The sequence below is a fragment of the Pseudomonas sp. L13 genome (assembly GCF_009935965.1).
In the GTDB taxonomy this organism is placed as follows: Bacteria; Pseudomonadota; Gammaproteobacteria; order Pseudomonadales; family Pseudomonadaceae; genus Aquipseudomonas; species Aquipseudomonas lactis.
The window spans coordinates 51714-77416 of sequence record NZ_QODJ01000028.1; the positions used below are offsets into that span (position 1 = coordinate 51714).

Annotated in this window: 24 protein-coding genes and 1 pseudogene; 12 read left to right on the plus strand and 13 right to left on the minus strand. The window is 61.0% G+C overall.

Features of this window, described 5'->3' with window-relative positions:
• Positions 1–37: 37 nt before the first annotated feature.
• On the plus strand, positions 38–313 hold the full coding sequence (locus DK871_RS15655; protein WP_003174397.1) for a peptidylprolyl isomerase: 276 nt from the start codon (positions 38–40) through the stop codon (positions 311–313).
• Between the two features lie 120 nt (positions 314–433).
• On the opposite strand, the gene DK871_RS15660 is transcribed toward DK871_RS15655, so the two are convergent.
• The 8 genes from DK871_RS15660 to DK871_RS15695 form a co-directional block, all read right to left on the minus strand.
• Positions 434–1339 carry a sugar kinase gene (locus DK871_RS15660; RefSeq protein WP_161905678.1) on the minus strand — a complete coding sequence of 302 codons (906 nt, stop codon included), beginning with the start codon at positions 1337–1339 and terminating at the stop codon, positions 434–436.
• Between the two features lie 144 nt (positions 1340–1483).
• Positions 1484–2692: an amino acid deaminase gene (locus DK871_RS15665; RefSeq protein ID WP_161905679.1), complete on the minus strand. Its 1209-nt coding sequence runs from the start codon at positions 2690–2692 to the stop codon at positions 1484–1486.
• A gap of 9 nt (positions 2693–2701) precedes the next feature.
• Positions 2702–3466, minus strand: coding sequence for an IclR family transcriptional regulator (locus tag DK871_RS15670; protein ID WP_003191821.1), 765 nt, complete (start codon positions 3464–3466; stop codon positions 2702–2704).
• A 166-nt stretch (positions 3467–3632) separates the two neighbouring features.
• On the minus strand, positions 3633–4022 hold the full coding sequence (locus tag DK871_RS15675) for a RidA family protein (RefSeq protein ID WP_161905680.1): 390 nt from the start codon (positions 4020–4022) through the stop codon (positions 3633–3635).
• 15 nt (positions 4023–4037) lie between these two features.
• Positions 4038–4820, minus strand: coding sequence for an amino acid ABC transporter ATP-binding protein (locus DK871_RS15680; RefSeq protein ID WP_020301585.1), 783 nt, complete (start codon positions 4818–4820; stop codon positions 4038–4040).
• On the minus strand, positions 4817–5479 hold the full coding sequence (locus DK871_RS15685; protein WP_003191826.1) for an amino acid ABC transporter permease: 663 nt from the start codon (positions 5477–5479) through the stop codon (positions 4817–4819). Before DK871_RS15685 ends, DK871_RS15680 begins: the two co-directional genes overlap by 4 nt.
• 12 nt (positions 5480–5491) lie before the next feature.
• Positions 5492–6154, minus strand: coding sequence for an amino acid ABC transporter permease (locus tag DK871_RS15690; RefSeq protein ID WP_161905681.1), 663 nt, complete (start codon positions 6152–6154; stop codon positions 5492–5494).
• A 52-nt stretch (positions 6155–6206) separates the two neighbouring features.
• The gene (locus DK871_RS15695) at positions 6207–7055 is read right to left on the minus strand and encodes a transporter substrate-binding domain-containing protein (protein ID WP_034125742.1); all 849 of its coding nucleotides are present in this window, start codon (positions 7053–7055) and stop codon (positions 6207–6209) included.
• A gap of 326 nt (positions 7056–7381) precedes the next feature.
• Between DK871_RS15695 and DK871_RS15700 the strand changes: the two are divergent.
• Positions 7382–7654 (plus strand): annotated as a pseudogene (locus DK871_RS15700) (thioredoxin family protein); the annotation flags it as partial.
• A 37-nt stretch (positions 7655–7691) separates the two neighbouring features.
• Here the strand turns inward: DK871_RS15700 and DK871_RS15705 are convergent.
• From DK871_RS15705 to rpiB, 3 genes are all read right to left on the minus strand, one after another.
• Positions 7692–9260: a TerC family protein gene (locus DK871_RS15705; RefSeq protein WP_161905682.1), complete on the minus strand. Its 1569-nt coding sequence runs from the start codon at positions 9258–9260 to the stop codon at positions 7692–7694.
• 395 nt (positions 9261–9655) lie between these two features.
• Complete coding sequence (locus DK871_RS15710) at positions 9656–10636, minus strand: sugar-binding transcriptional regulator (RefSeq protein ID WP_003191835.1); 981 nt, start codon at positions 10634–10636, stop codon at positions 9656–9658.
• Positions 10637–10699: 63 nt separating this feature from the next.
• The gene (gene rpiB, locus DK871_RS15715) at positions 10700–11161 is read right to left on the minus strand and encodes a ribose 5-phosphate isomerase B (protein ID WP_161905683.1); all 462 of its coding nucleotides are present in this window, start codon (positions 11159–11161) and stop codon (positions 10700–10702) included.
• A gap of 262 nt (positions 11162–11423) precedes the next feature.
• On the opposite strand from rpiB, the gene DK871_RS15720 reads away from it, so the two are divergent.
• From DK871_RS15720 to dhaL, 7 genes are all read left to right on the plus strand, one after another.
• Complete coding sequence (locus DK871_RS15720) at positions 11424–12911, plus strand: sugar ABC transporter ATP-binding protein (protein WP_161905684.1); 1488 nt, start codon at positions 11424–11426, stop codon at positions 12909–12911.
• Positions 12908–13885: an ABC transporter permease gene (locus DK871_RS15725; RefSeq protein WP_003191840.1), complete on the plus strand. Its 978-nt coding sequence runs from the start codon at positions 12908–12910 to the stop codon at positions 13883–13885. The genes DK871_RS15720 and DK871_RS15725 overlap by 4 nt, the downstream gene beginning before the upstream one ends.
• A gap of 34 nt (positions 13886–13919) precedes the next feature.
• Positions 13920–14927, plus strand: a complete 1008-nt coding sequence (locus DK871_RS15730) for a substrate-binding domain-containing protein (RefSeq protein WP_161905685.1) — start codon at positions 13920–13922, stop codon at positions 14925–14927.
• 131 nt (positions 14928–15058) lie between these two features.
• Positions 15059–15814, plus strand: coding sequence for an SDR family oxidoreductase (locus DK871_RS15735; protein ID WP_161905686.1), 756 nt, complete (start codon positions 15059–15061; stop codon positions 15812–15814).
• A gap of 27 nt (positions 15815–15841) precedes the next feature.
• Complete coding sequence (locus DK871_RS15740; RefSeq protein ID WP_019817618.1) at positions 15842–16957, plus strand: erythritol/L-threitol dehydrogenase; 1116 nt, start codon at positions 15842–15844, stop codon at positions 16955–16957.
• Between the two features lie 157 nt (positions 16958–17114).
• Positions 17115–18116 (plus strand): dihydroxyacetone kinase subunit DhaK, encoded by a 1002-nt coding sequence (locus tag DK871_RS15745; RefSeq protein WP_161905687.1) that lies wholly within the window; start codon positions 17115–17117, stop codon positions 18114–18116.
• Between the two features lie 3 nt (positions 18117–18119).
• The gene (gene dhaL / locus DK871_RS15750) at positions 18120–18764 is read left to right on the plus strand and encodes a dihydroxyacetone kinase subunit DhaL (RefSeq protein ID WP_161905688.1); all 645 of its coding nucleotides are present in this window, start codon (positions 18120–18122) and stop codon (positions 18762–18764) included.
• A gap of 119 nt (positions 18765–18883) precedes the next feature.
• Here dhaL and sohB read toward each other — a convergent pair whose 3' ends face one another.
• Complete coding sequence (sohB, locus tag DK871_RS15755; protein ID WP_161905689.1) at positions 18884–19909, minus strand: protease SohB; 1026 nt, start codon at positions 19907–19909, stop codon at positions 18884–18886.
• A gap of 194 nt (positions 19910–20103) precedes the next feature.
• Here sohB and DK871_RS15760 point away from each other — a divergent pair, with 194 nt between their 5' ends.
• Positions 20104–20814: a histidine phosphatase family protein gene (locus DK871_RS15760; RefSeq protein ID WP_161905690.1), complete on the plus strand. Its 711-nt coding sequence runs from the start codon at positions 20104–20106 to the stop codon at positions 20812–20814.
• Between the two features lie 56 nt (positions 20815–20870).
• On the plus strand, positions 20871–21185 hold the full coding sequence (locus DK871_RS15765) for an SCP2 sterol-binding domain-containing protein (RefSeq protein ID WP_014718185.1): 315 nt from the start codon (positions 20871–20873) through the stop codon (positions 21183–21185).
• Positions 21186–21377: 192 nt separating this feature from the next.
• Here the strand turns inward: DK871_RS15765 and DK871_RS15770 are convergent, their stop codons facing one another.
• Positions 21378–24014 carry a glucosidase gene (locus tag DK871_RS15770; RefSeq protein WP_161905691.1) on the minus strand — a complete coding sequence of 879 codons (2637 nt, stop codon included), beginning with the start codon at positions 24012–24014 and terminating at the stop codon, positions 21378–21380.
• Positions 24015–24213: 199 nt separating this feature from the next.
• Between DK871_RS15770 and DK871_RS15775 the strand changes: the two genes are divergently transcribed.
• Complete coding sequence (locus tag DK871_RS15775; RefSeq protein WP_161905692.1) at positions 24214–25590, plus strand: VOC family protein; 1377 nt, start codon at positions 24214–24216, stop codon at positions 25588–25590.
• The last annotated feature ends 113 nt before the right edge of the window (positions 25591–25703 follow it).

The following is a 25703-nucleotide window of genomic DNA, read 5'->3' on the forward strand; positions in this document are numbered from 1 at the left end:
GCATAATCGCGCGCCGTCGCACAGCTGGTAGAGCCCCATGAAAGCCCAAGCCCGTCATATTCTGGTGAAAACCAGCGAAGAAGCCGAACAACTCAAGCAGCGCATTGCCAAGGGCGAAGCCTTTGATGTGCTGGCCAAGAAGTACTCCACCTGCCCGTCTGGAAAACGTGGCGGCGACCTGGGCGAAGTGCGGCCCGGGCAGATGGTGGGGGCCATTGATGCGGTGATCTTCAAGAAACCGGTGAAGGTGGTGCACGGGCCGATCAAGAGCAAGTTTGGGTATCACCTGGTGCAGGTGTTTTATCGCGATTGAGCATTTGGCTCCAGACCGCTTTCGCGAGCAAGCCCGCTCCCACATTCGACCGCGTTCGTTCAGTTAAAACACGATCAACTGTGGGAGCGGGCTTGCCCGCGAACCGCCGCAGGCGGCCATTCACCTGGGTATCAGAGCACCCGGCACCTGAATCACCCGGCTCGCCAGCCGATGCCCCGCCAAAGCGGCTTCCTGGGGCGAGCCACCCTTGAGCCAGCTGGCCAGATACGCCGCACTGAACGAATCCCCCGCCGCCGTGGTGTCCACCACCTTCTCCACCTTCAACGCCGGCACCGCAAAGCGCTCCCCCGCGCAACGAATCAGGCACGCATCCGCCCCCCGTTTGAGCACCACTTCTGCAATCGACGGGTACGCCGCAAACACCTGCTCGCTATCCTCATAACCAAACAACGCGCGTTCGTCATCCTCGGTGAGCAAGGCAATGTCCACTTCGGCCAACACCCTGCGATACGCCTCACGGGCCGCTTGCACATCAGCCCACAGCCGCGGCCGGTAGTTGTTATCGAACACCACCTTGGCGCCGCGCTGGCGGGCTTCGATCAGCGCCTGCAGTAAGCGCTCACGTCCGATATCTCCCAGCACCGCCAGGGTAATGCCGCTCAAATACACCACGTCATAGCCCGGCAAGGCCGCCAGGACCGGCTCGGCGGCCGGCGTGGTGAAGCAGTCGCGCACGGCCGCTTCGTTGCGCCAATAGAGGAATTTACGTTCGCCCTGGGCGTCAGTCTGGATGCAGTACAGGCCCGGCAGGCGCCCAGGCAGGCGCTGCACCCTGCTCAGGCCAAGGCCTTCGGCGTGCCAATGCTCGCACATGGCATCGCTGAAGCTGTCATCGCCCAGGGCGGTAACGTAGTCAACGCTACCGACCTCGCCCAGCTCGCGGCGCAGGTACACCGCAGTGTTCAGGGTGTCGCCGCCGAAGCTCTGGTGCAGGCTGCCGTCGGCGCGGTGTTGCAGTTCGATCATGCATTCGCCGATGAGGGCGATGTGGGGGTGGGTGTTCATGGCAGAATTCTCGGGTGTGCTGGGAGGGCCCCATCGCGGGCAAGCCCGGCTCCCACATTCGACTGCATTCCTTCAGTTAAAACGCGGTCACTGTGGGAGCTGGCTTGTCGGGTCGCCGCATCGCTGCGATAGCCGCGACGCGGTCTAGAAGCAGGTACGCAGAGACTCAACCACCTGCAACTGCTCATCCACCAGGCACCCCACCTGCCACTTGTCAAAGGTCAGACAAGGGTGGGACGTACCAAACGAAATAATGTCGCCAATGCGCAATTCCACTCCCGGCGCCACGGTCATGAACGCATGCTGGTCCATCACCGCCGTGACCTTGCACCCGCTCACATCATCACCTTGCGCCGGCACGATCCCGGCCTTGTAGCGTTTGAGCGGCACGGGCAAACCGGCGTCGTAGGCCACATCACGCTTGCCCAGGGCGATCACCGCAAAACCCGGCTCCGGCAGCGACTGCACGTGCGCCCAGACTTCCATTGCCGGGCGCAGGCCCTCGTTGAGGTCGCTACGGCGTTCGAGTACGCAGCACTGCGCTTCTTTGTAGATGCCATGGTCGTGGGCCACGTAACTGCCAGGGCGTAACACGCTGAGGAAGCGGCCGGCGGCGTTCTGCGTTTCGAACGACTCGGCGATCAGGTCGTACCAGGCCGAGCCCGATGCGGTGATGATCGGCTTGGGCAGGTCGAACAGGCCGCTGTCTTGCAGCTCGACCGCCAGGCTCACCAGGCTGGCGGCGAAGGCGCGAATGCCACTGATGGCGTGCTCGCCGTGGATCACGCCTTCGTAACCCTCGATACCGGTGAGGGCTAACGCCGGCTGGGCCTGGATCGCCTTGGCCAGCTCACGCACCTCTTGCTCGCTGCGACAACCGCAACGGCCACCGACCACGCCGTACTCGATCATCACGTTAAGGCGCTGGCCACGGGCGGCAAAGAACAGGCCCAGGTCGGCAACGTTGTCCGGGTGATCGACCATGCAATGGAAGTCAAAATCCTTATCGGCCAGCAGGTCGGCGATCAAGGCCATGTTCGGCGCGCCCACCAACTGGTTGGCCATCAGCACACGACGCACGCCGCTGGCGTAGGCGGCACGGGTTTGCACGGCGGTAGCCAGGGTGATGCCCCAGGCGCCAGCGGCGATCTGGCGCTGGAACAGGGCGGGCATCATGCTGGTCTTGCCGTGGGGCGCCAGCTCGGCGCCGCTGCTGCGGACAAAGTCCTGCATCCAGCGGATGTTATGTTCCAGGGCGTCACGGTGCAGCACCAGGGCCGGCAGGCTGACATCGCGAACCAAATGGGCACCGACGGCGGCGGCACCTTTTTCAACGGCGTTGAGGGCAGACATGGAAAACTCCTATTCGTTGATGCGCCGGGCCAGGCTGTTGGCACTGTCGATTAGTACCCGGCGATAGTCGTGGTAGTTTTTGCTCGCGTCAGCCCGGGGGGCGACGATGCACAGGGTCGCGATGCTGATGCCCTGGGCATCGCGCACCGGGGCGGCAAAACAATGGGTGAAGGTGTCGGCCACACTGTCGAAGGAGAAGAACCCATCGAGGCTGGCCTGGCGGATTTGCGCCAGGAAGGTGTCCAGCGGCAGGCGCAGGCCGTCCGGCAGGATGAAATCGTCGGGGTCGATCAGGTCGACGATCTGCTGGTCGCTCAAATGCCCCAGCAACAAGCGCCCCGAGGCCGTCCACGGGATGGGCGCGTTTTCACCGATATCCGAAGATATACGGAAATGCCGCTGGCCCTCGCGCATCAGCGCCACCGTGTATTTGCGCCCGTTGAGCAGGCACATCTGCGCGGTTTCGTGGGTCTGGCTGACAATCTCCTGCAAGGCGTGGTCGGCCTCACGGGTCAGGTCGAAGTGGCGCAGGTGCGCCTGGCCGAGGAAATACAGCTGGCGGCCCAGGTACACGTGGCCATCCTTGCCCACGGTCTCCAGGATGCGCCGCTCCAGCAACGACGCCACCAGTTCGTAGACCGTGGATTTGGGGCTGCCGATGCCGCTGGCAATATCATTCGGGCGCAGGGGCTGGCCGATTTCCTTGAGAAAATCGAGGATATCGAACGCACGGTCCAGGCCTTTGGCGCGGCGTTTGATGGTGTCTTCGGTCATGGCGGTTTCTGGTCCCGTCAAAGTTGTTGGGTACGACACAACTCCCCTGTGGGAGGGGGCTTGCCCCCGATGAGGGAGTGTCAGTGGATACATTTTTGACTGACACACCGCTATCGGGGGCAAGCCCCCTCCCACAATTGATTTGTTGTGGGTTTAGGGTGGGTATTCAGTCCTTTTTCTTGTAGGCCACGCAATCGATCTCGACCTTGCAATCGACCATCATGTTGGCCTGCACACAGGCGCGCGCCGGGGCGTGTTCCGGGGTGAAGTATTCGCCGAACACTTTGTTGAAACTCCAGAAGTCCCGTGGGTCTTCCAACCATACGCCCACCCGCACCACATCCTTGAGTTCGTAGCCGGCTTCTTCAAGGATCGCCACCACATTGCGCATCGTCTGGCGGGTTTGCTCAATGATGCCACCATTGATGATTTCACCGTCCACCGCAGGCACCTGGCCCGACACATACAGCCAGCCATCGGCTTCCACGGCGCGGGCGAACGGACGTGGCTGGCCGCCACCTGCGGTGCTGCCGGTGCCGTAACGAGTAATGCTCATAAAAGTTGCTCCTTGTTAAAAACGAATATTCTTGAGAAATTCCGCCAGGCGCGGCGACTGCGGCCGTTCGAAGATGTCCTTCGCGCTGCCCTGCTCTTCAATGCGGCCCTGGTTCATGAACACGATCTGGTCCGAGACCTCATAGGCAAAGCGCATTTCGTGGGTGACCAACAACATGGTCATGCCCTCTTCCGCCAGCCCCTTGATCACGCTGAGCACTTCGCCCACCAGCTCTGGGTCGAGGGCCGAGGTGACTTCATCGAACAGCATCAGACTGGGGTTCATGGCAATGGCCCGGGCAATCGCCACGCGCTGTTGCTGACCGCCAGACAGTTGGCCGGGAAAGTGATTGCGGCGCTCCAGCAGGCCCACGCGGTCCAACCATTTTTCGGCCAGGGCTACCGCTTCATCCTTGCCCATTTTCTTGACCTTGAGCAAGCCGAGGGTAACGTTCTGCAGCGCGGTCAGGTGTGGGAACAGGTTGAATTGCTGAAACGCCATGCCGGTCATTGCACGGTGCTGGGCGATCACCCGCTCCGGGTGGCGTACACGCTTGCCGCCGACATCGCTGTAGCCGATGGACTCGCCATCCAGGGTGATCTGCCCGCCCTGGAACTCCTCCAGCAGGTTCACGCAGCGCAGCAAAGTGGTCTTGCCCGAGCCACTGGAGCCGATCAACGTCACCACATTGCCGCGCTGCATGGACAGGTCGACGCCCTTGAGCACTTCCACCTGGCCGTATTGTTTACGCAGGCCACGAATGTCCAGCAGCGCTGGGTTGGTTTGAGCTTGATTCATGGCAAGGCCACCCGCTTTTCAATGTAGCGCCCGAATAATTCGATGGCGTAGTTGATGACAAAGAACAGAAAACCGGCGAACAGGTAGAACTCCAGGGTCATGAAGGTGCGCGCGATCACCTGCTGGGTACTGAGCAGCAATTCGGCCACGCCGATCACCGATAACAAGGTGGAAGCCTTGACGATTTCCGTGGAGGAATTGACCCAGGTCGGCAAGATCTGCCGCAGCGCCTGGGGCAACAGCACGTAACCCAGAGACTGATAAAACGTCAGGCCAATCGCCTTGCCTGCTTCCAGCTGCCCACGGGGAATGGCTTGCAGCGCGCCGCGTACGATCTCCGATACATGGGAGCCACAGAACAAGGTCAGCCCAACCGCACCGGCCTGGAAGGCACTGATTTGCCAGCCAAGGGCCGGCAGCATGTAGAAACACGCCAACACCAGCACAAACACCGGCGTGCCACGGATCAAATCGACATACAGACGGAACGGCGCACGCATCCAGAACTTGCCGTAGGTCAGGATCAACCCGGCGACGATGCCGATCAGGGTGCCAAAGATTATCGCCAGCGCCGAGACCGCCACACTGGCCTGGAAGCCAGCCCAAAGGGTCTCGCGGGCGATCCACAATTCATGCAGCCAACTGGGGGATTCGTACATGGGGACCCTTCCTCAGCGACGGATAGCCAAACGCTGTTCCAGGTAACGGAGCAGCATGGCAATCAGGTAACAGGCAGCCACGTAGAGCGCGGTCGTGACCAGCCAGGTTTCAATCACCCGGTAGCTTTCGACGTTGATCTTGCGGGCGTAATAGGTCAGCTCCGGCACCGCGATCGCAGCGGCCAGGGAGGTGTCCTTGAACAGCGAGATAAAGTTGTTCGACAGCGCCGGCAGCACGTTGCGCAGCATCACCGGCACGGTGATGTAAGCGCGGATCCGCCACTCGCCCAGGCCGATGGCCAGGCCGGCTTCACGCAAGCCCTTGGGAATATTCACCAAGCCTGCGCGGAACACTTCGGTGAGATAGGCACCGGCATACAGCGACAGGGTAATGATGAACGAGGGAATCTTATCCAGGCGAATGCCCAGGGAGGGCAAGGCGAAGTAGATCAACAGGATCAACACCAGGATCGGGGTGTTGCGCACCACCGTCACGTACACCGAGGCAAAAATACGCAACGCGCGGTGCCTGGAGAGCATGGCAAACGCCATCAACAGGCCGATCACGCAGCCGATTGCGATCGACAGCAACGACAACTGCAGGCCCAGGCCGAGCCCTGCCAGCAAGGTGTCGAAATCACGCCAGACGGCGGCAAAGTTCAACTGATAGTTCATGGTCGGCAGTACCTGAGTGGGGCGCGCTCAAGCACGCCCCGGCTGTTCCGGATCATTTGAATTCCACGGGAAAACCGATTGCCGGCTCTGGCAGATCAACCCCGAACCATTGCTTGAAAGACGCTTTGTAGGTGGGAAACTCCACACCGGTCATGGCTTCATGCAGCGCGGTGTTGACGAAGTTCAGCCAGTCCTGGTCGCCGCGCTTGACCGCGCAGGCGTAGGTTTGCGGGCTCCAGGCATAAGTCGGGCTGCGATAACGACCGGGGTTTTGCACCATCAGGTATTTGACCGAGGACTGGTCGGTAGCCGCGGCATCGGCGCGGCCTGAATTCACGGCCTGGTACATCAGGTCAACACTGTCGTACTGGTCGACCTTGGCCTTGGGCAGCGCCTGATGCACCAGCTCTTCGGCATACACGTTCTGCAGCACGGCCACGGTGACGTCATCGCCCGCCGCCTGCAGGTCTTCGATTTCCTTGTACTTGCTGTTGTTGGGCAGCAGCAGGCCGACGCCTTCGCGATAGTACGGCAGGGTAAAGGCCACCTGCTGCGCACGGCTGGCGGTAACAGTGATGAACTGGCAGCTCATGTCGACCTTGTCGGTGAGCAGGTTGGGAATACGTGCATCGGACGACTGCACCACAAACTCCACCTTGCTTGGGTCATTGAACAAGCCTTTGGCCACGATGCGGCCGATGTCGATATCAAATCCCTGCAACTTGCCATCCGCTCCCTGGAAGTGCCACGGCGCATTGGTACTGCCTGTACCTACGATCAAGTGCCCGCGCTTGAGCACATCATCAAGCTTGCTGTCCGCCGCCTGCACCACGCTGGCGAGGGAAGCCGATGCGGCGACAAGAAAAACACACGCTTTGAATACGGAAGGTCGGTGATGCATGACAAGCACTCCAGGGATTGTGTATTCCGCTATACCGGAACTTGGTATGTAACAACGGAATAGACAGCAGAAAGTGTGCCACAGGTCCTGAAGGAAAAATATGCTGGGGTGAAAGTCGTTAGAGATCAGCAAGATAACGATTGGAATGATTCCACGGCGTGGCAGCATCTTTGCCACGGCTTGCTACTCAAGGCCCCACAACGCTGTTACTGCGCACTCTCATGGGTCGCAGCGGTACGGCAGACCTGTGAAGGTTGACAGTAGACGCTACACACCTGCGGGCTTAGCGTTGGGAAAAACGACTGCGGCTTGAAGGGGGGATCATCATGGGAGTTGCAACGAGCAGAATTTCCAGCGCCAAGGCGTTCGAACGGTTACTGAACACACCACGCCCGGTATTCATTCTGTTTGTTTCCGAACACTGCCCTGCCTGCGTGCAGGCAGGGCCCTTGTTCGAACTGCACGCCTGGAAGCATCCTAGAGTCGTGAGCCTGGTAGTCGATTGCGCGCACACGCCGAGGCACCCTGACGTAACAGGCACCCCGACGCTGCTGATCTACCTGAATGGCGCCCTGGTAGAAAAATTCAAAGGCTTCGGCCCTCTGGAAGAGCAAGCGCCGTTTGTGCAGGACATCTTCAGTCGTTATGACCCGCGCCAGGGCGCAAGTGCACTTGTGTCACTCGACGCTCCTCCACTTCAGCCACCATCAGGCGCCAGCCTTCATGCTCCAGGCTATCGCCCACCACCGGCAGACGGTCGAGCAGGCTCATCACCAAACCCGCCAAGGTCTGATAATCCTCGGTCGCCACCGCCTTGAAGCCCGTGCGCTGACGCACCAGGTTAAGGTTCAAGGCGCCATTGGCACGGAAACCATCGCCGTCCTCGACAATGTCCGGCCCTTCGATTTCGCTGGCATCGGGCAATTCACCGGCGATGGATTCCAGAATGTCCGTCATGCTCAACACACCCATGAAGTCGCCGAATTCGTTGATCACGAAGGCGATGTGAGTGGACTCCTGGCGCATCTGCTCCAGGGCATTGAGGATCGAAAAACTCTCCAGCAGGTTGATCGCACGACGCGCCAGGTGTTCCAGGTTCGGCTCGTTACCGGCCAGGTACTCCTTGAGTAACTCCTTCTTGTGCACAAAGCCCAATGGCTCATCCACTGCACCGTTACGGATCAACGGCAGGCGCGAGTAGGACGAGTGCATCAGATTCAAGCGGATCGTCTCGGGGTCGTCCGCCAGGTCGATGCAATCAACCTTGGCCCTTGGGGTCATCAAGGTGCGAATCGGCCGCTCGGCCAGTTGCAGCACGCCGCTGATCATCACCCGTTCACGTCGGTCAAACAGCGGGCCCTGGGCAGCATCCGGCTCGCCCAGCAGGTCGGCGACCTCTTCACCCACCTCTTCCACCGCCAGGCTGCGACCGCCCAACAAGCGCATCACCGCATGGGCAGTGCGCTCACGCACTGGCAACACACCCTGGGCCGATTTCTTGCGGCGAGCCCGGGCGATCTGGTTGAACACCTCGATCAGAATCGAGAAGCCAATGGCCGCGTACAGGTAGCCCTTGGGAATATGGAAGCCCAAGCCTTCGGCGGTCAGTGCGAAACCGATCATCATCAAGAAGCCCAGGCACAGCATGATCACGGTCGGGTGCGCATTGACGAAACGGGTCAGCGGCTTGCTCGCCACGATCATCAGGCCGATGGACACGATCACTGCGATCATCATCACCGCCAGCTCGTCAACCATGCCCACGGCGGTAATCACCGCGTCGAGGGAGAACACCGCATCCAGCACCACGATCTGCGCGACGATCGGCCAGAACATTGCGTAAGCCACGTTGCCCTTGTGCTGCGCCACATGGCCTTCAAGGCGCTCGTGTAATTCCATGGTGGCCTTGAACAGCAAAAATATACCGCCGAACAGCATGATCAGGTCACGGCCGGAGAAGCTCTTGTCGAACACCTCGAACAGCGGCTGGGTCAGGGTCACCAACCAGGAAATACTCGCCAACAGGCCCAGGCGCATCAACAACGCCAGGGACAAGCCGATCAACCGCGCACGGTCACGCTGCTCCGGTGGCAACTTGTCCGCCAGAATCGCGATAAACACCAGGTTGTCGATACCCAGCACCAGTTCCAGCACAATCAAGGTCGCCAGGCCAAGCCAGGCCGTGGGATCCGCTAACCATTCCATTTATAGAATCTCTGTCTTTAAAATTTTTAGAATGCCAGGCACGGCAAAGTGCGGTCATACGACCGGGACAAGGTTAGTTGACGGAATACGGGGTGCTTGAGCGGAAACAGCGACAGGGGTTGTCTTGGGGAAAGACGACTGGGAGGCTCCGAGAGGGTGTTCATGCAAGTCCTGAAATGACAAAAGGACTTGAATCCTACATTCGAAATACAAATTTCCCACAGCGCAAAACTATTACAAAACCTGTAACCCCCCATCAGAAGCACAGCAACTCTTGTGGGAGCTGGCTTGCCTGCGATGCAGGCACCTCGGTGCATCAGGTAGACCGGGTCGATGCAATCGCAGGCAAGCCAGCTCCCACAGAAAGCCTGCCCGCCTGCCAGATAGACGACTCATCAGGTTTTACGAGTGGCATCGTCCAGCGCCAGGATGGTGTGGGCATTGGTCACCGTGGTGGCCAGCGTATTGATCACCCCCGAGCGCAACGCCCCCAAAGTCGCCGCCGCCTTGGTGTTCTCACTGGCAATCGCCACCACGTCCGGGATGCGAAACAGCTCCTGCACCGTCAACCCGATCACTCGCCCCTGGATGGCGTTGACCGCCGGCTGGCCGTGAATGTCGATAAAGTCATAGCCCATCATGTCGCCCACGGTGCCAGACAGGCGTGCCTGGGCGATTTCCTGGGGCGAGAACCAGCCCATGCGCACCATGTTGCTGTTCTCGCTCATGTCGCCGATGCCGATCAGGGCAATATCGGCACGGCGGGCGCGGTCAAGGGTCGAACGCACCGTGTCGTTATTGATCAGCACCCCGCGCAGTTCCGGGTTGGCCACTAGCGCGGGGGCGTAGAGGCTTTCACTCTCGCCACCAAAGCGCAGGGCCAGCCGCCGGCAGATGTGGTCAGGGTTCATGTACTCACCGGCTTTAAGCGAACCGCCGATGGCACACACAAAAGTGCAATTGCGGGTCACCGGCAGAAACACGTTGTCGGCCACCGCGCCGACGTTACGGCCCATGCCCACGGCAACGATCATGCCGTCGCCCAGGGTCTTGTTGAGGTAGTTGGCCACCAGGCTGGCGACCGCCGAGCGCTGGGTGTCGGGGTCACTGTGGTCGACGGCGATCAAGGCGCGGTCGAGCTTGAAGCGCTCTACCAACGCCCGCTCCAGCTCATTGTTCATCGCCGGATGCTGCAACACGCGCACCTCGACAATCCCTTCATCACGCGCACGCTTGAGCAGGCGGCTGACCTTGGCCCGCGACAGGTCAAAGCGCTTGGCGATGGCCTCCTGAGTGACGTTCTCAAGGTAATAGAGCATCGCCACTTCGGTCATCTGATCGATATCACTGGCCATGCGCTGGGTACTGTCACTCATGGGGACGGGCTTCCGTTTCGGCGTCAAAGGCACATTCTCCCGACTCTTGCCCTGCGCCGTCCACTACTGATGCCCATCACGCTCGATCGCATTGATGCGCTCGACCTTGGCCCCAGACCGCGCCGCTTCGAACTCCGAGGCCAAAAACGCACTGACGATACTTTTGGCCAACTCCGCGCCGATGACCCGCGCACCGATGGAGAGGATTTGCGCATCGTTGCTCTTGCGCGCCCGCTCCGCCGAATAGGTGTCATGGGCCTGGGCCGCACGGATGCCCAGCACCTTGTTGGCCGAGATGGCCATGCCAATCCCGGTGCCGCACACCAGCACACCGAGGCGCTGTTGCCCGGCATTGATGGCCGTGGCCACGGCCAGGGCGATGTCTGGGTACAGCACCGGCGCCGTGGAATGCGTACCGAAGTCGGTCACCGGGTACCCCAACGCCTCGATATGGCGCTTCAACAGCTCTTTGAGTTCAAAACCTGCTTCATCGCATCCGATAGCCACCCGGAAAGGTGTGTTCATGGTGCCAAACTCCACTGATCAAATGATCACTTAGTGAAATATCTCTCACGCATTTCGCAAGCATTCACCCCTTCCTGTCAAGCGAGATTTAGCTGACTCGCCAGTCAAAGCCCTATATAAAGGTAATCGGCGGGCCAAAGATGAGAATCGCACCTTTTAAGTGAAAGAGATTGACTGATCAGAATTTCATTTGATACACATATGATCACAGCGAAACATGACTGTGCGACCTAATAAGAATTCACAGCACGAGGACACGCCGATGGCCACGCCATTACTGCTCCAGGCTGAACATGTCGCCAAGGCTTATGCCGGGGTGCCGGCCCTGCGTGACGGGCGCCTTGCCCTGCACGCCGGCAGCGTCCACGCCCTGTGCGGCGGCAATGGCGCCGGCAAGTCGACTTTCCTGAGCATCCTGATGGGCATCACCCAGCGTGACGCCGGCAGCATTCTGCTCAACGGCGCACCGGTGCAGTTCAATCGCCCGAGTGAAGCCTTGGCCGCGGGGATCGCGATGATCACCCAGGAGCTGGAACCCATCCCCTACATGACCGTCGCCGAAAACATCTGGCTGGGCCGCGAACCGCGCCGCGCCGGTTGTATCGTCGACAGCAAGGCCCTCAACCGCCGCACCCGCGAACTGCTCGAAAGCCTGGAGTTCGACGTCGACGCCACCAGCCCCATGCACCGCCTGAGCGTGGCGCAGATGCAACTGGTGGAAATCGCCAAGGCGTTCAGCCATGACTGCCAGGTGATGATCATGGACGAGCCCACCTCGGCCATCGGCGAGCGCGAGGCCGAAACCCTGTTCAAGGCCATTCGCCGCCTTACCGCACGCGGCGCCGGCATCGTGTACGTGTCCCATCGACTGAGCGAACTGGCGCAGATCGCCGATGACTACAGCATCTTCCGTGATGGCGCCTTTGTGGAAAGCGGGCGCATGGCCGATATCGACCGCGACCACCTGGTGCGCGGCATTGTCGGCCAGGAACTGACGCGCATCGACCACAAGGTGGGCCGCGAATGTGCGGCCAGCACCTGCCTGCAAGTCGACAACCTGAGCCGCAACGGTGAATTTCACGACATCAGCCTGCAACTGCGCCGTGGCGAGATCCTCGGCATTTATGGGCTGATGGGTTCCGGGCGCAGTGAATTCCTCAACTGCATCTACGGCCTGACCGTGGCGGATTCCGGCAGCGTTACCTTGCAAGGCAAACCCATGCCCATCGGCCAGCCCAAGGCGACCATCGACGCCGGCATGTCGCTGGTCACCGAAGACCGCAAGGACAGCGGCCTGGTACTGACCGGCAGCATCCTGTCCAACATTGCACTGTCGGCCTATAAGCGCTTGTCGAGTTGGTCGCTGATCAACGCACGCAAGGAAGCGCAACTGGCCGAAGACATGGTCAAGCGCCTGCAGATCAAGACCAGCTCCCTGGAACTGCCGGTGGCGTCCATGAGCGGCGGCAACCAGCAGAAAGTGGTGCTCGCCAAATGCCTGTCCACGGAGCCGGTGTGCCTGCTCTGCGATGAACCGACCCGCGGCATCGACGAAGGCGCCAAACAGGAGATCTACCACCTGCTCGACCAGTTTGTGCGCGCCGGCGGTGCAGCCATTGTGGTGTCGTCGGAAGCCCCGGAGCTGCTGCATTTGAGTGATCGCATCGCCGTCTTCAAAGGCGGCCGGCTGGTCACCGTCAGCACCGACACCGCCCTTTCCCAGGAAGCCTTGTTGAGTCTTGCCTCATGAATGCCAAAACCATCGTCGCCCCCGTTACCGCCGCGCCGCGTAACCGCCTGCGCCTGTCCCTCGACCGCTTCGGCCTGCCGCTGGTGTTTATCCTGCTGTGCGTGGTAATGGCGTTTTCCAGCGAATACTTCATGACCTGGCGCAACTGGATGGACATCCTGCGCCAGACCTCCATCAACGGCATTCTCGCCGTTGGCATGACCTATGTGATCCTGACCAAGGGCATCGACCTGTCGGTGGGGTCGATCCTGGCGTTCGCCGGTTTGTGCAGCGCCATGGTCGCCACCCAGGGTTACGGCCTGTTGGCGGCGGTCAGCGCCGGGATGTTTGCCGGCGCGATGCTCGGCGTGGTCAATGGTTTTATGATCGCCAACCTGTCGATCCCACCGTTCGTGGCCACCCTCGGCATGCTCAGCATCGCCAGGGGCATGACCTTTATTCTCAACGACGGCAGCCCGATCACCGACCTGCCCGACACCTACCTGGCGCTGGGCATCGGCAAGGTCGGCCCGGTGGGCGTGCCGATCATCATCTTCGCCGTGGTCGCGCTTATTTTCTGGATGGTGCTGCGCTACACCACCTACGGCCGCTACGTGTACGCGGTGGGCGGCAATGAAAAAAGCGCGCGCACCTCCGGCATTGGCGTACGCAAGGTGATGTTCTCGGTGTACGTGGTCTCGGGCCTGCTCGCCGGGTTGGCCGGCGTGGTGCTGTCGGCACGCACCACCTCTGCCCTGCCCCAGGCCGGGGTTTCCTATGAGCTGGACGCGATTGCCGCGGTGGTGATCGGCGGCACCAGCTTGTCCGGCGGCACCGGCAGCATTGTCGGCACCTTGTTCGGGGCTCTGTTGATCGGCGTGATCAACAACGGCCTGAACCTGCTCGGCGTGTCCTCCTATTACCAGCAGGTCGCCAAGGGCCTGATCATCGTGTTCGCAGTACTGATCGACGTGTGGCGCAAGAAGAAACGCTGAAGAACGACCCATAACAATAACCGGAGTTCTACTTATGAAACTGGGTACCACCCTGGCCGCCGCGGCGGCCCTCTCCCTGCTCGCCAGCAGTATCGCCCTGGCCGCCGATGGCAAGACCTACAAGATCGGCGCGGCCGTCTACGGCCTCAAGGGCCAGTTCATGCAGAACTGGGTCCGCGAGCTCAAAGAACACCCGGCGGTCAAGGATGGCACCGTGCAGTTGACCGTGTTCGACGGCAACTACGACGCCCTGACCCAGAACAACCAGATCGAAAACATGGTGACCCAACGCTACGACGCGATTCTCTTTGTGCCGATTGATACCAAGGCCGGCGTCGGCACCGTCAAGGCCGCCATGAGCAACGACGTGGTGGTCATCGCCTCCAATACGAAAGTAGCCGATGCCAGCGTGCCGTATGTGGGTAACGACGACGTGGAAGGCGGCCGCCTGCAGGCCCAGGCCATGGTCGACAAGCTCAATGGCAAGGGCAACGTGGTGATCATCCAGGGCCCGATTGGCCAGTCGGCGCAGATCGACCGGGAAAAGGGCGAACTGGAAGTGCTGGGCAAACACCCGGACATCAAGATCATCGAAAAGAAAACCGCCAACTGGGACCGCGCCCAGGCCATGACCCTCACCGAAGACTGGCTCAACGCCCACCCCAAGGGCATTAACGGTGTGATCGCCCAGAACGACGACATGGCCCTGGGCGCCGTGCAGGCGCTGAAGTCCCATGGCCTCACTTCCAAGGACGTGCCCGTGACCTCCATCGACGGCATGCCGGATGCGATCCAGGCGGCGAAAAAGGACGAAGTCACCACCTTCCTGCAGGACGCCCAGGCCCAGTCCCAAGGCGCGCTGGACGTAGCGTTGCGTGCCCTGGCCGGCAAGGACTACAAGCCGCAGTCGGTGATTTGGGAGCGCTATGCCAAGGATGTGAAATGGGCCGATGGCACGGCCAAGAACTACATCCTGCCCTGGGTGCCGGTGACCAATGCCAATGCGGATGCGCTGTACAAGCAAGTCAGCGGCGGTAAGTAAATCCACCCCACCTGTAGGAGCGAGCTTGCTCGCGAAAAACTCAAGGACGCCGCGCGCAGTCAGGCTACCCGCGTCATCGTTGACGATCTTCGCGAGCAAGCTCGCTCCTACATTAATCAATGGAGTCATTCATGTCTGGTTTCTGGAACCAAGCCTTCGACCTCAGCGGTCGTTGCGCGGTGATCACCGGTGGCGCCGCCGGCATTGGCCTGGCCTGCGCCACCTTGCTGGCGGAACGCGGCGCCCGGGTGGCGTTGCTGGACCGTGACCCGGCCGTGGTCGAGGTGGCCGCCGGCCTAGGTGCCGGGCACCTGGGCATTGCCGTCGACCTCGGCCAGGTCGGCCAGATACAACCCACCATCGACCGCGTATTTGCCCACTTCCAACGCCTGGATTACCTGATCAACAGCGCAGGCGTGGTGCTGCTGGACAAAGCCATCGAGGTCAGCGAAAGCGCCTGGGACACCACCCTGGACATCAACCTCAAGGCCAGTTTCTTCGTGGCCCAGGCCTGTGCCAGACATATGCTCGCCCAAGGCAGCGGACGCATCGTCAACCTGGCGTCCCAGGCCGCCGTGATTGGCCTGGACCGTCACGTCGCCTACTGCGCCAGCAAAGCCGCGATCGTCGGCATGACCAAGGTGTTGGCCATGGAGTGGGCGCCGCAGGTGAACGTCAATGCCATCTCCCCCACCATCGTCGAAACCGCCCTGGGCAAGAAAGCCTGGGCCGGCGAGGTGGGTGAGCGGGCCAAATTGCAGATCCCGGCAGGTCGCTTTGCCCAGCCAGAAGAAATCGCCGGGCTGGCGCTGTACCTGCTCAGCGATGCCGCGCAGATGATCACCGGCGCCAATATGGTGATCGACGGCGGCTACAGCATTCAGTAATTCATCGTTATGTCGTGAGGTTTTGTCATGTCCACCGTCACCGAACGCACACCTGAACAACTCGCCCCAAGCATCCCGAAAACCATGCAGGCTGTGGTCTGCCACGGCCCGGAAGACTACCGCCTGGAAACCGTCGACGTGCCCACCCCCGGCCCCGACGAGATCCTCACCAAGGTCGAGCTGTGCGGCATTTGCATGGGCGATATCAAGACCTATCGCGGCGCGCCGTCGTTCTGGGGCGATGCCGAGCAACCGCGCTACGTGAAGCCACCGATGATCCCCGGCCATGAGTTCGTGTGCCGCGTGGTCGCCCTTGGCCCTGGCGCCGAGAAGCGCGGCGTGGCCGTGGGCGACCGGGTGATCTCCGAGCAGATCGTGCCGTGCTGGGGCTGCCGCTTCTGTAACCACGGCCAGTACTGGATGTGCCAGAAGCACGACCTGTATGGCTTCCAGAACAATGTGCAGGGCGCCATGGCCCAGTACATGATCTTCACCAAGGAAGGCATCATCCACAAAGTGCCGGAATCCATCGCCCCCGATGAAGCGATCCTGATCGAGCCGCTGGCCTGTTCGCTGCACGCGGCGGAACGGGCCAACGTCGACCATGACGACATCGTGGTGGTCGCCGGTGCCGGCACCCTGGGCCTGGGCATCATCGGCGCGGTGCGGTTGCGCAACCCGAAAAAGCTCATCGTGCTGGACATGAAACCCGAACGCGCCGCCCTTGCCCTGCGCCTGGGCGCCGACGAAGTGTGGAACCCGGCCGAGGTCGATGTGTTGGCGAAGATCCGCGAGATCACCGACGGCTACGGCTGCGACATCTATATCGAGGCCACCGGGCACCACAAGGCGGTGAACCAAGGCCTGGCGATGCTGCGCAAGCTGGGGCGCTTTGTCGAATTCAGCGTGTTCAATGACGAGGCCACGGTGGATTGGTCGATCATCGGCGACCGCAAGGAGCTGGATATTCTCGGCTCGCACCTGGGGCCGTATATGTACCCCAGGGCCATCGACTTTATCGGCAACCGCAAGATCGATATGCGCGACGTGGTGACCCACAAGTTTGCGCTGGCGGATTTCAAGGAAGCGTTTGCAGTGATGGAGCGCGGCGATAAATCGCTGAAGGTTGTGCTCGAACCCTGACTCCAGCAGCAACACACAACCTGTGGGAGCTGGCTTGCCTGCGATGGCGGTGAATCAGATAAAGATTCCCCGACTGACACACCGCAATCGCAGGCAAGCCAGCTCCCACAATGGAGGGGGTGTCGCCCCTTAGAACAAGAACACAGGAACCCGCGTTATGAATCGAGTCATCAACGATCCCGACCAAGTGGTCGAAGACATGCTGCGCGGCATCCTGGTCGCGCACCCCGAACTGCGCCAGTACGAGAGCAACCCACGGGTCATCGTCAAGGCCAGGCCCTCCGCCCAAGGCCGCGTCGGCATTGTCACCGGCGGCGGCTCCGGGCACGAACCGGCGTTCCTCGGGTATGTTGGCCCAGGCCTGGTGGATGCGGTGGCCGTCGGCGAGATTTTTTCCTCGCCCACCGCCAAGAGCTTTTTCGACGCCTTTCGCGCCGCCGACCATGGCGCAGGCGTGGCCTGCCTGTATGGCAACTACGCGGGCGACAACATGAACGTGAAGCTGGCAATGAAAATGGCCGCCAGCAAAGACATGCGCATCCGCACGGTGGTCGCCAACGACGACGTGGCGTCCGCGCCCAAGGCCGACATCGCCAAGCGTCGCGGCGTGGCCGGGGAGATCTTCATGTGGAAGATCGGCGGTGCCGCCGCTGCCCAGCATTACGACCTGGACGGCGTGATTCGGGTGGCGCAGAAAACCGTCGACCACTGCCGCTCGATTGGTATCGGCCTTACACCCTGCACCATCGCCGCGGTGGGCAAGCCCAATTTCCAGATTCCCGACGGCCAGATGGAATTGGGTATCGGCCATCATGGCGAACCGGGTATCGAAGTCGTCCCGATTGAGCCGGCCGCGGCCATGGCCGAGCGCATGCTGGCACCGATCCTCGCCGACCGCGATTTCAGCCAGGACGACAGCGTGGTGGTGTTGGTCTCTGGCCTTGGCGCCACGCCGGTGATGGAGTTGTATATTTTCTACGCCGAGATCGAAAAGCAGCTCCAGGCCAAAGGCTTGAAGATTCACCGTTGCTACGTGGGCAACTACTTCACGTCCCTGGAAATGATGGGCGTGACCTTGACCCTGCTCGGCCTCGACGCCGAGCTCAAAACCCTGATCGACCAACCCTGCCGCTCCATCGGCATGACCCAGGCGGAGTGAACCATGAGCCAGCATTTTTCCACCCATGATGGCAGCGCCATTGTCGCCGACCTGGTCCGCGTCATCGTGGCCAACCGTGAGTACCTCAGCGAAGTCGACGGCGCCATAGGCGATGGCGACCATGGCATCAACATGGCCAAGGGCTTTGCCCATTGCGGTCGCACGATCGAAGGCCGCCAACTGACCCTGGCCGAAGCCCTGGACGAACTGACCCTGAGCCTGATGGAAGGCATCGGCGGCTCCATGGGGCCCTTGTATGGCAGCCTGTTTATCGGCATGGCCGACGAAGTACGCGGCCGTGAAGACATCGACGCCGCGACCTTCGCCCGCCTGCTGCGCGGCGGCTTGACCTCGTTGCAGGACATCACCGAAGCGGGCGTGGGCGACAAGTGCTTGATGGATACGCTGATCCCGGCGGTGGAAGCCTTTGAACGGGCACAGGCGTCGGGGGCATCGTTCAACGATGCACTCGATGCGATGAAAACCGCCGCCTCTCAAGGGCGGGACTCGACCAAGGACCTGGTGGCCAAGATTGGCCGGGCCAGTCGTTTGGGTGAGCGTTCGCTGGGGGTGCTGGATGCGGGGGCGGTGTCGTGCTGCCTGATCCTTACGCAGTTGGCGGACTCTATCCAACCTCGCCTCATCTGACCTCACCTGTAGGAGCGAGCTTGCTCGCGAAAAACGTCAACGATAACGCGCGCTTGATGAATGAACGCGGCGCCTGTGATTTTTTCGCGAGCAAGCTCGCTCCTACAGGGTATTAGGGCTTACCAGAACCGCTGCTGGGTCAAGCGGCTCCACCAGGTCAACAGCACCCGGTCCACCGAACCGCTGGCCGCCAGGCCAACGCGCTCTTGCAGGCTCTTACGCTCGGCATAGTGCAGGTGGAACACTTCGGCGGTCCTGGCCTTGGTGGCCAGGTATTCATCGCTGGTTTGCAGCTCATCGACCAGTTGCTTGTCGAGGGCGGCGACGCCCAGCCACACTTCACCGGTAGCCACCTCGTCAATCGCCAACTGTGGGCGGTAACGCGAAACGAAGTTCTTGAACAACTGGTGGGTAATGTCCAGGTCTTCCTGGAACTTCTCCCGGCCCTTCTCGGTGTTTTCGCCGAACACTGTGAGCGTGCGCTTGTATTCACCGGCCGTCAGCACTTCAAAGTCGATGTCGTGTTTTTTCAGCAGGCGATTGACGTTGGGCAACTGCGCCACCACGCCAATGGAACCGAGAATGGCGAAGGGAGCGCTGATGATCTTCTCGCCAATGCACGCCATCATGTAGCCGCCGCTGGCCGCCACTTTGTCGATGCACACCGTCAATGGCACGCCAGCCTGGCGGATACGCGCCAGTTGCGAAGAGGCCAGGCCGTAGCTGTGCACCATGCCGCCGCCGCTTTCCAGGCGCAGCACCACTTCATCCTTGGGGGTGGCCAGGCTCAGCAGCGCGGTGATTTCATGGCGCAGGCTTTCGGTGGCCGAGGCCTTGATGTCACCGTCGAAATCCAGCACGAATACCCGAGGCTTGGCCTCGGGCTTTTTCTTGTCTTTCTTCTTTTCAGCTTTGCTTTCGGACTTGCGCAGGGCCTTGAGCTGGTCTTTGTCGAGCAGGCTCGACTCCAGGCGCTCGCGCAAACCCTTGTAAAAATCATTCAGCTTGCTGACCTGCAATTGGCCGGCGGATTTACGACGTCCTTTGCTGCGCAGTGCTGCAAAGCTGATCAGTACCACCAGAATAGCGACCACCAGGGTGACGGTCTTCGCCAGAAAGCTCGCGTATTCGGCCAGAAAATCCATATGTCTCCTTAAAAAAAGCACTGCGCCAAGCGCGGATGACCCCAGCATACCGACGCCACCGCGAAGGAGCCAGTGATCAAACCGCCAGCAGGCGGGCTCCAACGCGCTTTTAAAACAAGCGTATGTTTTTTCATTGACAGCTCGCAGGCATCCTCATAACCTCGCCAGACTTTCAACGTACCGGGAAAACGGACGTGGGCAGCATTTATCTGATTCGACATGGCCAGGCCTCCTTCGGTGCAGACGACTACGACGTCCTCTCGCCCGTTGGCGTGGAACAAGCGCAAGTGCTCGGTCGCCACCTGGCAGACCTGGGCATTGCCTTTGACCGCTGCATCGCCGGCGACCTGCGTCGCCAGCAGCACACCGCCAGCGCCACGTTCGATCAGTACCGCGCCCTGGGTTTGCCGGTGCCGGCGTTGGAAACCGATAGCGCATTCAACGAGTTCGACGGCGAAGCGATTATTCGCGGCCTGTTGCCCGACCTGCTCGGCAGTGAACCGGATGCCGTGCATATCCTGCGCAATGGCCCGCAGAACCGCAGCGAGTTCCAGCGCATTTTCGCCCTGATCATCGAACGCTGGCTGGCCGGCACCTATGATCCGCCGGGGCTGGAAAGCTGGCTGGGGTTTGTCGAGCGGGTCCAGGGTGGCTTGCAGCGCATCCTTGAAGCCGCGAACCACACCGACAAAATCGCCGTATTCACCTCCGGCGGCACCATCACCGCCCTGCTCCACCTGATTACCCGAATGCCTGCCGCCCAGGCCTTCGAAATGAACTGGCAAATTGTTAACACCTCGCTCAACCAACTCAAGTTCCGTGGTCGCGAGGTGGCACTGGCTTCCTTCAACAGTCACGCCCACTTGCAACTGTTGAAGGCGCCGCAACTCATCACTTTCCGATGAACTGCGGCCAACCGTGACCCCAAGGTCACTGGACTCTACCCTTAAGGATCGAAACCATGACTGACGTAGCTAAAGCAGTAGAAGCAATGAAAGCCAAATTCAACCCAAGCGCTGCCGAAGGCTTGGACCTGGTATTCGGTTTCCGTATCGACGACACCAAGAATTTCTCGCTGGTGGTCAAGGACAAGACCTGCGAGCTTAAAGAAGGCGAAAACCCTGACGCCCAGGTTACCCTGGTCATGGACAGCGAAACCCTGGAAGGCATCGTCGACGGCTCCACCGACGGCATGCAAGCGTTCATGGGCGGCAAGCTGCGCACCGAAGGCGACATGATGCTGGCGATGAAGCTGAGCGAGCTGTTCCCTTCCTGATTCGCGGGCAACCCTGAATCCTGATCCCGTCTCCCCAGGCGGGATTTTTTTGCCTGCATTCTCGCGAAGAATGAAGTTCCCCTGTGGGAGCTGGCTTGCCTGCGATGGCATCTACTCCATTTGCCGGACGCACCGCGGTGCCTGTATCGCAGGCAAGCCAGCTCCCACAGAAAAGCAAATCCGTAGGACTGCTCAGGTTTTTGGCTGTAGCAACAACGCCACCAATGCACTCCAGCCGGTCTGGTGTGAAGCCCCCAACCCTCGCCCTGTCTCCCCATGAAAATACTCATGGAACAACACCAGGTCACGGCTGGCCGGGTCCTCCTGCAACTGCGCATACCCCGCCATCGACGGCCGCACACCGTTTTCATCCCTGAGAAACAACCGCGTCAGCCGCTCGCTGAGGCTGTCAGCCACCTCCTCCAGTGACGCCAGATACCCACTGCCCGTCGGGTACTCCACGGAAAAATGCTCCGCGTAGTAGCGATGAAACTCGCGCAACGATTCAATCAGCATGTAGTTCACCGGCATCCATAACGGCCCGCGCCAATTGGAGTTGCCGCCGTACAAGCGTGAGTCGGATTCACCGGGCTGGTAACTGGCACACAAGGTGTCGCCATTCATCTTCAACGCCAGGGGCTGCTCGGCGAACGCCTTGGACAGGGCGCGCACGCCGAAGGCCGACAAGAACTCCTGGTCATCGAGCATGCGCCGCAGCAAATCCTTGGTGCGTTTACCGCGCAGCAGCGCCAGCAACAGGCGGTTGCCCTGCCCCGGTTCGGTCCAGCGCGAAACCAGCCTGGCCAGGTCCGGCCGATGATGCATAAAACCCAGCAGGCGCTCGCGCAAGCCTTCCAGGCCTTCGTGCTCGCGCTGTTCCAGCACCAGCACCGCGAACAGCGGCATTAACCCGACGATGGAGCGCAGGCGCACCGGTTCGCTCTGGCCATCAGGGCGGTGCAGCACATCGTAGAAAAACTGGTCCTGCTCATCCCACAAGCCTTCGGCGCTGTCATCGACGCGGTTGATAGCGCCGGCGATGTAGAGGAAATGCTCGAAAAACTTCACAGCAATGTCCACATACACCGCATTGCGCTTGGCCAGTTCCAGGCCGATGCGCATCAGGTCCAGGGCATAGGCCGCCACCCAGGCGGTGCCGTCGGCCTGGTCCAACTGGTAGCCCGGCGGCAACGTGGCCGAACGGTCGAACAAGGCAATGTTGTCCAGGCCCAGGAAACCGCCCTGGAACAGGTTGCGGCCCTCGGCGTCCTTGCGGTTGACCCACCAGGAGAAATTCAGCAGCAGCTTATGAAAGATCCGCTCCAGGAAATCCATGTCACCCACGCCGGTCAACGCCTTGTCCTGCTGATATACGCGCCAGCTGGCCCAGGCATGCACGGGCGGGTTGGCGTCGTCAAAGCGCCATTCGTAGGCCGGCAATTGGCCGTTGGGGTGCATGAAGCGGTCCTTTACCAGCAACAACAGCTGTTGCTTGGCGTAACCGGGGTCGATCAGCGCGACGGCCACCGCCTGGAAGCCTTGATCCCAGGAGGCATACCAGGGGTATTCCCAGGTGTCGGGCATGGACAGGATGTCGAAGTTGGACAGGTGCCGCCAATGGGTATTGCGGATGTGCAAGCGCTCGGGCGGTGGCGCCGGCTGGGCCGGGTCACCGTCGAGCCACTGGTTCACGTCAAAATAGTACAACTGCTTGGACCACAGCAGGCCTGCCAGGGCCTGGCGCTGCACATTGCGCGCATCTTCATCAGCGATGCTTTGCTGCAAGACCGCGTAGAAATCATCGGCCTCCTGGCGGCGCTGTTCGAACAGCTTGCGCGCATTGACATCGGGCGCGTCCACAGGCGCAAAGCGCAGGTAAAGGGTTTTGCTTTCCTGGCCCGCCAGTTCAAGGCTGAAATGCGCGGCCACCTTGGTGCCCGCGTCCCGGCGAATGGCCGATTCAACCCCGCCCACCACATAATCGTTGATGCCATCCTTGAACGGCCCCGGCGCCGGTTGCCCGTCCAGTTTGGGTCGGTTGGTCTGGTTTTCACAGAACAGCCATTGCACCCCGTCCTGGCCCCAGGCGCTGAGGTGGCGATGATCGAGCTCATGATGACGGGCCAGAACTCGCTCGCCGTCCAGCGTCAAGCTGGGCTTGAGTGCATCGAGGGTCCAGCTCCAGTCATTGCGCGCCCAGAGTTGAGGCAGTACCTGCAGGCGTGTGGGTTGGTCCGAACGGTTATGCACGGTGACGCGCATGAAGATATCGTCGGGCTGATGCTTGGCATATTCGACGCTGATGTCGCAGTAGTGGTTGTCCGCAAACACGCCGGTATCGAGGATTTCATACTCGGCGTCCGTCAGCCCACGACGGGCGTTTTCGGCGATCAGGTCGGCGTACGGAAAGGCCGCATGGGGGTATTTGTAGAGCATGCGCATATAGGCATGGCTCGGCACGCCATCGACGAAAAAGTACAGCTCCTTGACGTCTTCACCGTGGTTGCCTTCGGCGTTGTTGAGGCCGAACAGGCGCTCCTTGAGGATTGCATCGCGCTCGTTCCACAGCGCCAGGCCCAGGCACCAGCGCTGGGCCTTGTCACTGAAACCGGCCAAGCCGTCCTCGCCCCAGCGATAGGCGCGGCTGCGTGCGTGCTCATGGGGGAAGTAGGCCCAGGCATCGCCGTCGGCGCTGTAGTCTTCGCGCACCGTGCCCCATTGGCGTTCACTCAAGTACGGGCCCCACTCGCGCCACCGCTCGGCGTGTTGCGTTGCCAGGCGCTGGCCTTCAATGGTGCCCAGCAGGTTGGTTGCGGGTTTGGCCGTCATCGGGTCCTCCTTCACCTACACAGTGAGGCGCAGTGTAGAGCGCAATGACGCCCGCTTGCACATGAAGACTTGGACGCAAGGGTCAACTCATTCATTTGCAGAATGAAGTCCAGAGGAATCTTCGTTTGCAAGCCAGCCGGCGGCTCAACAAAATCAGGCAAAGGCCACGTTCATCGCTCCAGTCATCAGGAATTTTTCTATGCACGCCACCGCCCATGTCAGCCCCGATGAGATCCGCAAGGGTTTTTCAAAGGCCATGTCCGACATGTATCGAGATGAAGTGCCGCTGTATGGCGCGCTGCTGGAGTTGGTGGCCGAGACCAATACCCGCGTGCTCGACAGCGAACCGGCCCTGGTGCACCAGCTGCAACGGACCGGCGAAATCCAGCGCCTGGACATGGAACGCCACGGTGCCATCCGCCTGGGCACCGCTGCGGAACTGGCAACCATCAGCCGTTTATTCGCGGTGATGGGCATGCAACCGGTGGGCTACTACGACCTCACCCCCGCCGGCGTGCCCGTGCACTCCACCGCCTTTCGCGCCGTGCATGAACACGCGCTGCAAACCAGCCCGTTTCGCGTGTTCACCTCATTGCTACGCCTGGAACTGATCGAAAACCCCGACCTGCGCGCCTTCGCCGAAGACGCCCTGGCCAAGCGCTCGATCTTCACCGCCGAAGCCTTGGCATTGATCGAACAAGCAGAAACCCAAGGCGGCCTGAATGCCAGCGACGCCGAGGCCTTTATCCGCCAGGCGCTGGAGACGTTCCGCTGGCACCACACCGCCACGGTCACCGGCGCCCAGTACCAGCAACTCAGCGACCAGCACCGCCTGATCGCCGATGTCGTCGCCTTCAAGGGCCCGCACATCAACCACCTCACCCCACGCACCCTGGACATCGACCAAGTACAAGCCGCCATGCCCGGTAAAGGCATCACTCCCAAAGCCGTGATCGAAGGCCCACCCCGGCGCCAGTGCCCTATCCTGCTGCGCCAGACCAGCTTCAAGGCCCTGGACGAACCCATCGCCTTCACCGACGCCCACGGCAGCCACAGCGCGCGCTTCGGCGAAATCGAACAACGCGGCGTCGCGCTCACGCCCACAGGCCGTGCCCTGTACGACCAACTGCTGAACGCCGCCCGCGACGAACTCGGCGCGTTCCCCAATGAAGCCAACGCCGAACGCTATGTGCAATTGATGGAACAGCACTTCCACGCCTTCCCGGATAACTACCCGCAGATGCGCGAACAGGGCTTGGCGTATTTTCGCTACTTCGTCACCGACAAAGGCCAGGCAGCACGCGGCCAGGCCGACCAACCCCGCACATTGGAGGCGATGGTCAATGCCGGCCATGTGGCGGTGGAACCGCTGGTGTACGAGGATTTTCTGCCGGTCAGTGCGGCGGGGATCTTCCAGTCAAACCTGGGGGATGGGGCACAGAGTCACTACGCGGGCAACTCCAACCGAGCGGCCTTCGAACAGGCGCTGGGGCGCAGGACGATTGATGAGTTGCAGTTGTATCAGCAGACGCAGCAGCGCTCTATGGATACATGCGTTGAAACGCTGTTGAAATGACTGGATGCAAGACCGAACGCCAAGCGTCACGGCCTTGACGGTAACCACGATGCGAAGCGAGTCGCTCTTGATCTTGATCTGCTTTTGATCTTAGGCGCCCCGTTAAACCACGC

What these genes read in the sequence shown, in the direction of transcription:
- DK871_RS15655 (WP_003174397.1), top strand. Translation starts at nt 38, where the DNA reads ATGAAAGCCCAAGCCCGTCATATTCTGGTGAAAACCAGCGAAGAAGCC.
- DK871_RS15660 (WP_161905678.1), bottom strand. Translation starts at nt 1,339, where the DNA reads ATGAACACCCACCCCCACATCGCCCTCATCGGCGAATGCATGATCGAA.
- DK871_RS15665 (WP_161905679.1), bottom strand. Translation starts at nt 2,692, where the DNA reads ATGTCTGCCCTCAACGCCGTTGAAAAAGGTGCCGCCGCCGTCGGTGCC.
- DK871_RS15670 (WP_003191821.1), bottom strand. Translation starts at nt 3,466, where the DNA reads ATGACCGAAGACACCATCAAACGCCGCGCCAAAGGCCTGGACCGTGCG.
- DK871_RS15675 (WP_161905680.1), bottom strand. Translation starts at nt 4,022, where the DNA reads ATGAGCATTACTCGTTACGGCACCGGCAGCACCGCAGGTGGCGGCCAG.
- DK871_RS15680 (WP_020301585.1), bottom strand. Translation starts at nt 4,820, where the DNA reads ATGAATCAAGCTCAAACCAACCCAGCGCTGCTGGACATTCGTGGCCTG.
- DK871_RS15685 (WP_003191826.1), bottom strand. Translation starts at nt 5,479, where the DNA reads ATGTACGAATCCCCCAGTTGGCTGCATGAATTGTGGATCGCCCGCGAG.
- DK871_RS15690 (WP_161905681.1), bottom strand. Translation starts at nt 6,154, where the DNA reads ATGAACTATCAGTTGAACTTTGCCGCCGTCTGGCGTGATTTCGACACC.
- DK871_RS15695 (WP_034125742.1), bottom strand. Translation starts at nt 7,055, where the DNA reads ATGCATCACCGACCTTCCGTATTCAAAGCGTGTGTTTTTCTTGTCGCC.
- DK871_RS15705 (WP_161905682.1), bottom strand. Translation starts at nt 9,260, where the DNA reads ATGGAATGGTTAGCGGATCCCACGGCCTGGCTTGGCCTGGCGACCTTG.
- DK871_RS15710 (WP_003191835.1), bottom strand. Translation starts at nt 10,636, where the DNA reads ATGAGTGACAGTACCCAGCGCATGGCCAGTGATATCGATCAGATGACC.
- rpiB (WP_161905683.1), bottom strand. Translation starts at nt 11,161, where the DNA reads ATGAACACACCTTTCCGGGTGGCTATCGGATGCGATGAAGCAGGTTTT.
- DK871_RS15720 (WP_161905684.1), top strand. Translation starts at nt 11,424, where the DNA reads ATGGCCACGCCATTACTGCTCCAGGCTGAACATGTCGCCAAGGCTTAT.
- DK871_RS15725 (WP_003191840.1), top strand. Translation starts at nt 12,908, where the DNA reads ATGAATGCCAAAACCATCGTCGCCCCCGTTACCGCCGCGCCGCGTAAC.
- DK871_RS15730 (WP_161905685.1), top strand. Translation starts at nt 13,920, where the DNA reads ATGAAACTGGGTACCACCCTGGCCGCCGCGGCGGCCCTCTCCCTGCTC.
- DK871_RS15735 (WP_161905686.1), top strand. Translation starts at nt 15,059, where the DNA reads ATGTCTGGTTTCTGGAACCAAGCCTTCGACCTCAGCGGTCGTTGCGCG.
- DK871_RS15740 (WP_019817618.1), top strand. Translation starts at nt 15,842, where the DNA reads ATGTCCACCGTCACCGAACGCACACCTGAACAACTCGCCCCAAGCATC.
- DK871_RS15745 (WP_161905687.1), top strand. Translation starts at nt 17,115, where the DNA reads ATGAATCGAGTCATCAACGATCCCGACCAAGTGGTCGAAGACATGCTG.
- dhaL (WP_161905688.1), top strand. Translation starts at nt 18,120, where the DNA reads ATGAGCCAGCATTTTTCCACCCATGATGGCAGCGCCATTGTCGCCGAC.
- sohB (WP_161905689.1), bottom strand. Translation starts at nt 19,909, where the DNA reads ATGGATTTTCTGGCCGAATACGCGAGCTTTCTGGCGAAGACCGTCACC.
- DK871_RS15765 (WP_014718185.1), top strand. Translation starts at nt 20,871, where the DNA reads ATGACTGACGTAGCTAAAGCAGTAGAAGCAATGAAAGCCAAATTCAAC.
- DK871_RS15770 (WP_161905691.1), bottom strand. Translation starts at nt 24,014, where the DNA reads ATGACGGCCAAACCCGCAACCAACCTGCTGGGCACCATTGAAGGCCAG.
- DK871_RS15775 (WP_161905692.1), top strand. Translation starts at nt 24,214, where the DNA reads ATGCACGCCACCGCCCATGTCAGCCCCGATGAGATCCGCAAGGGTTTT.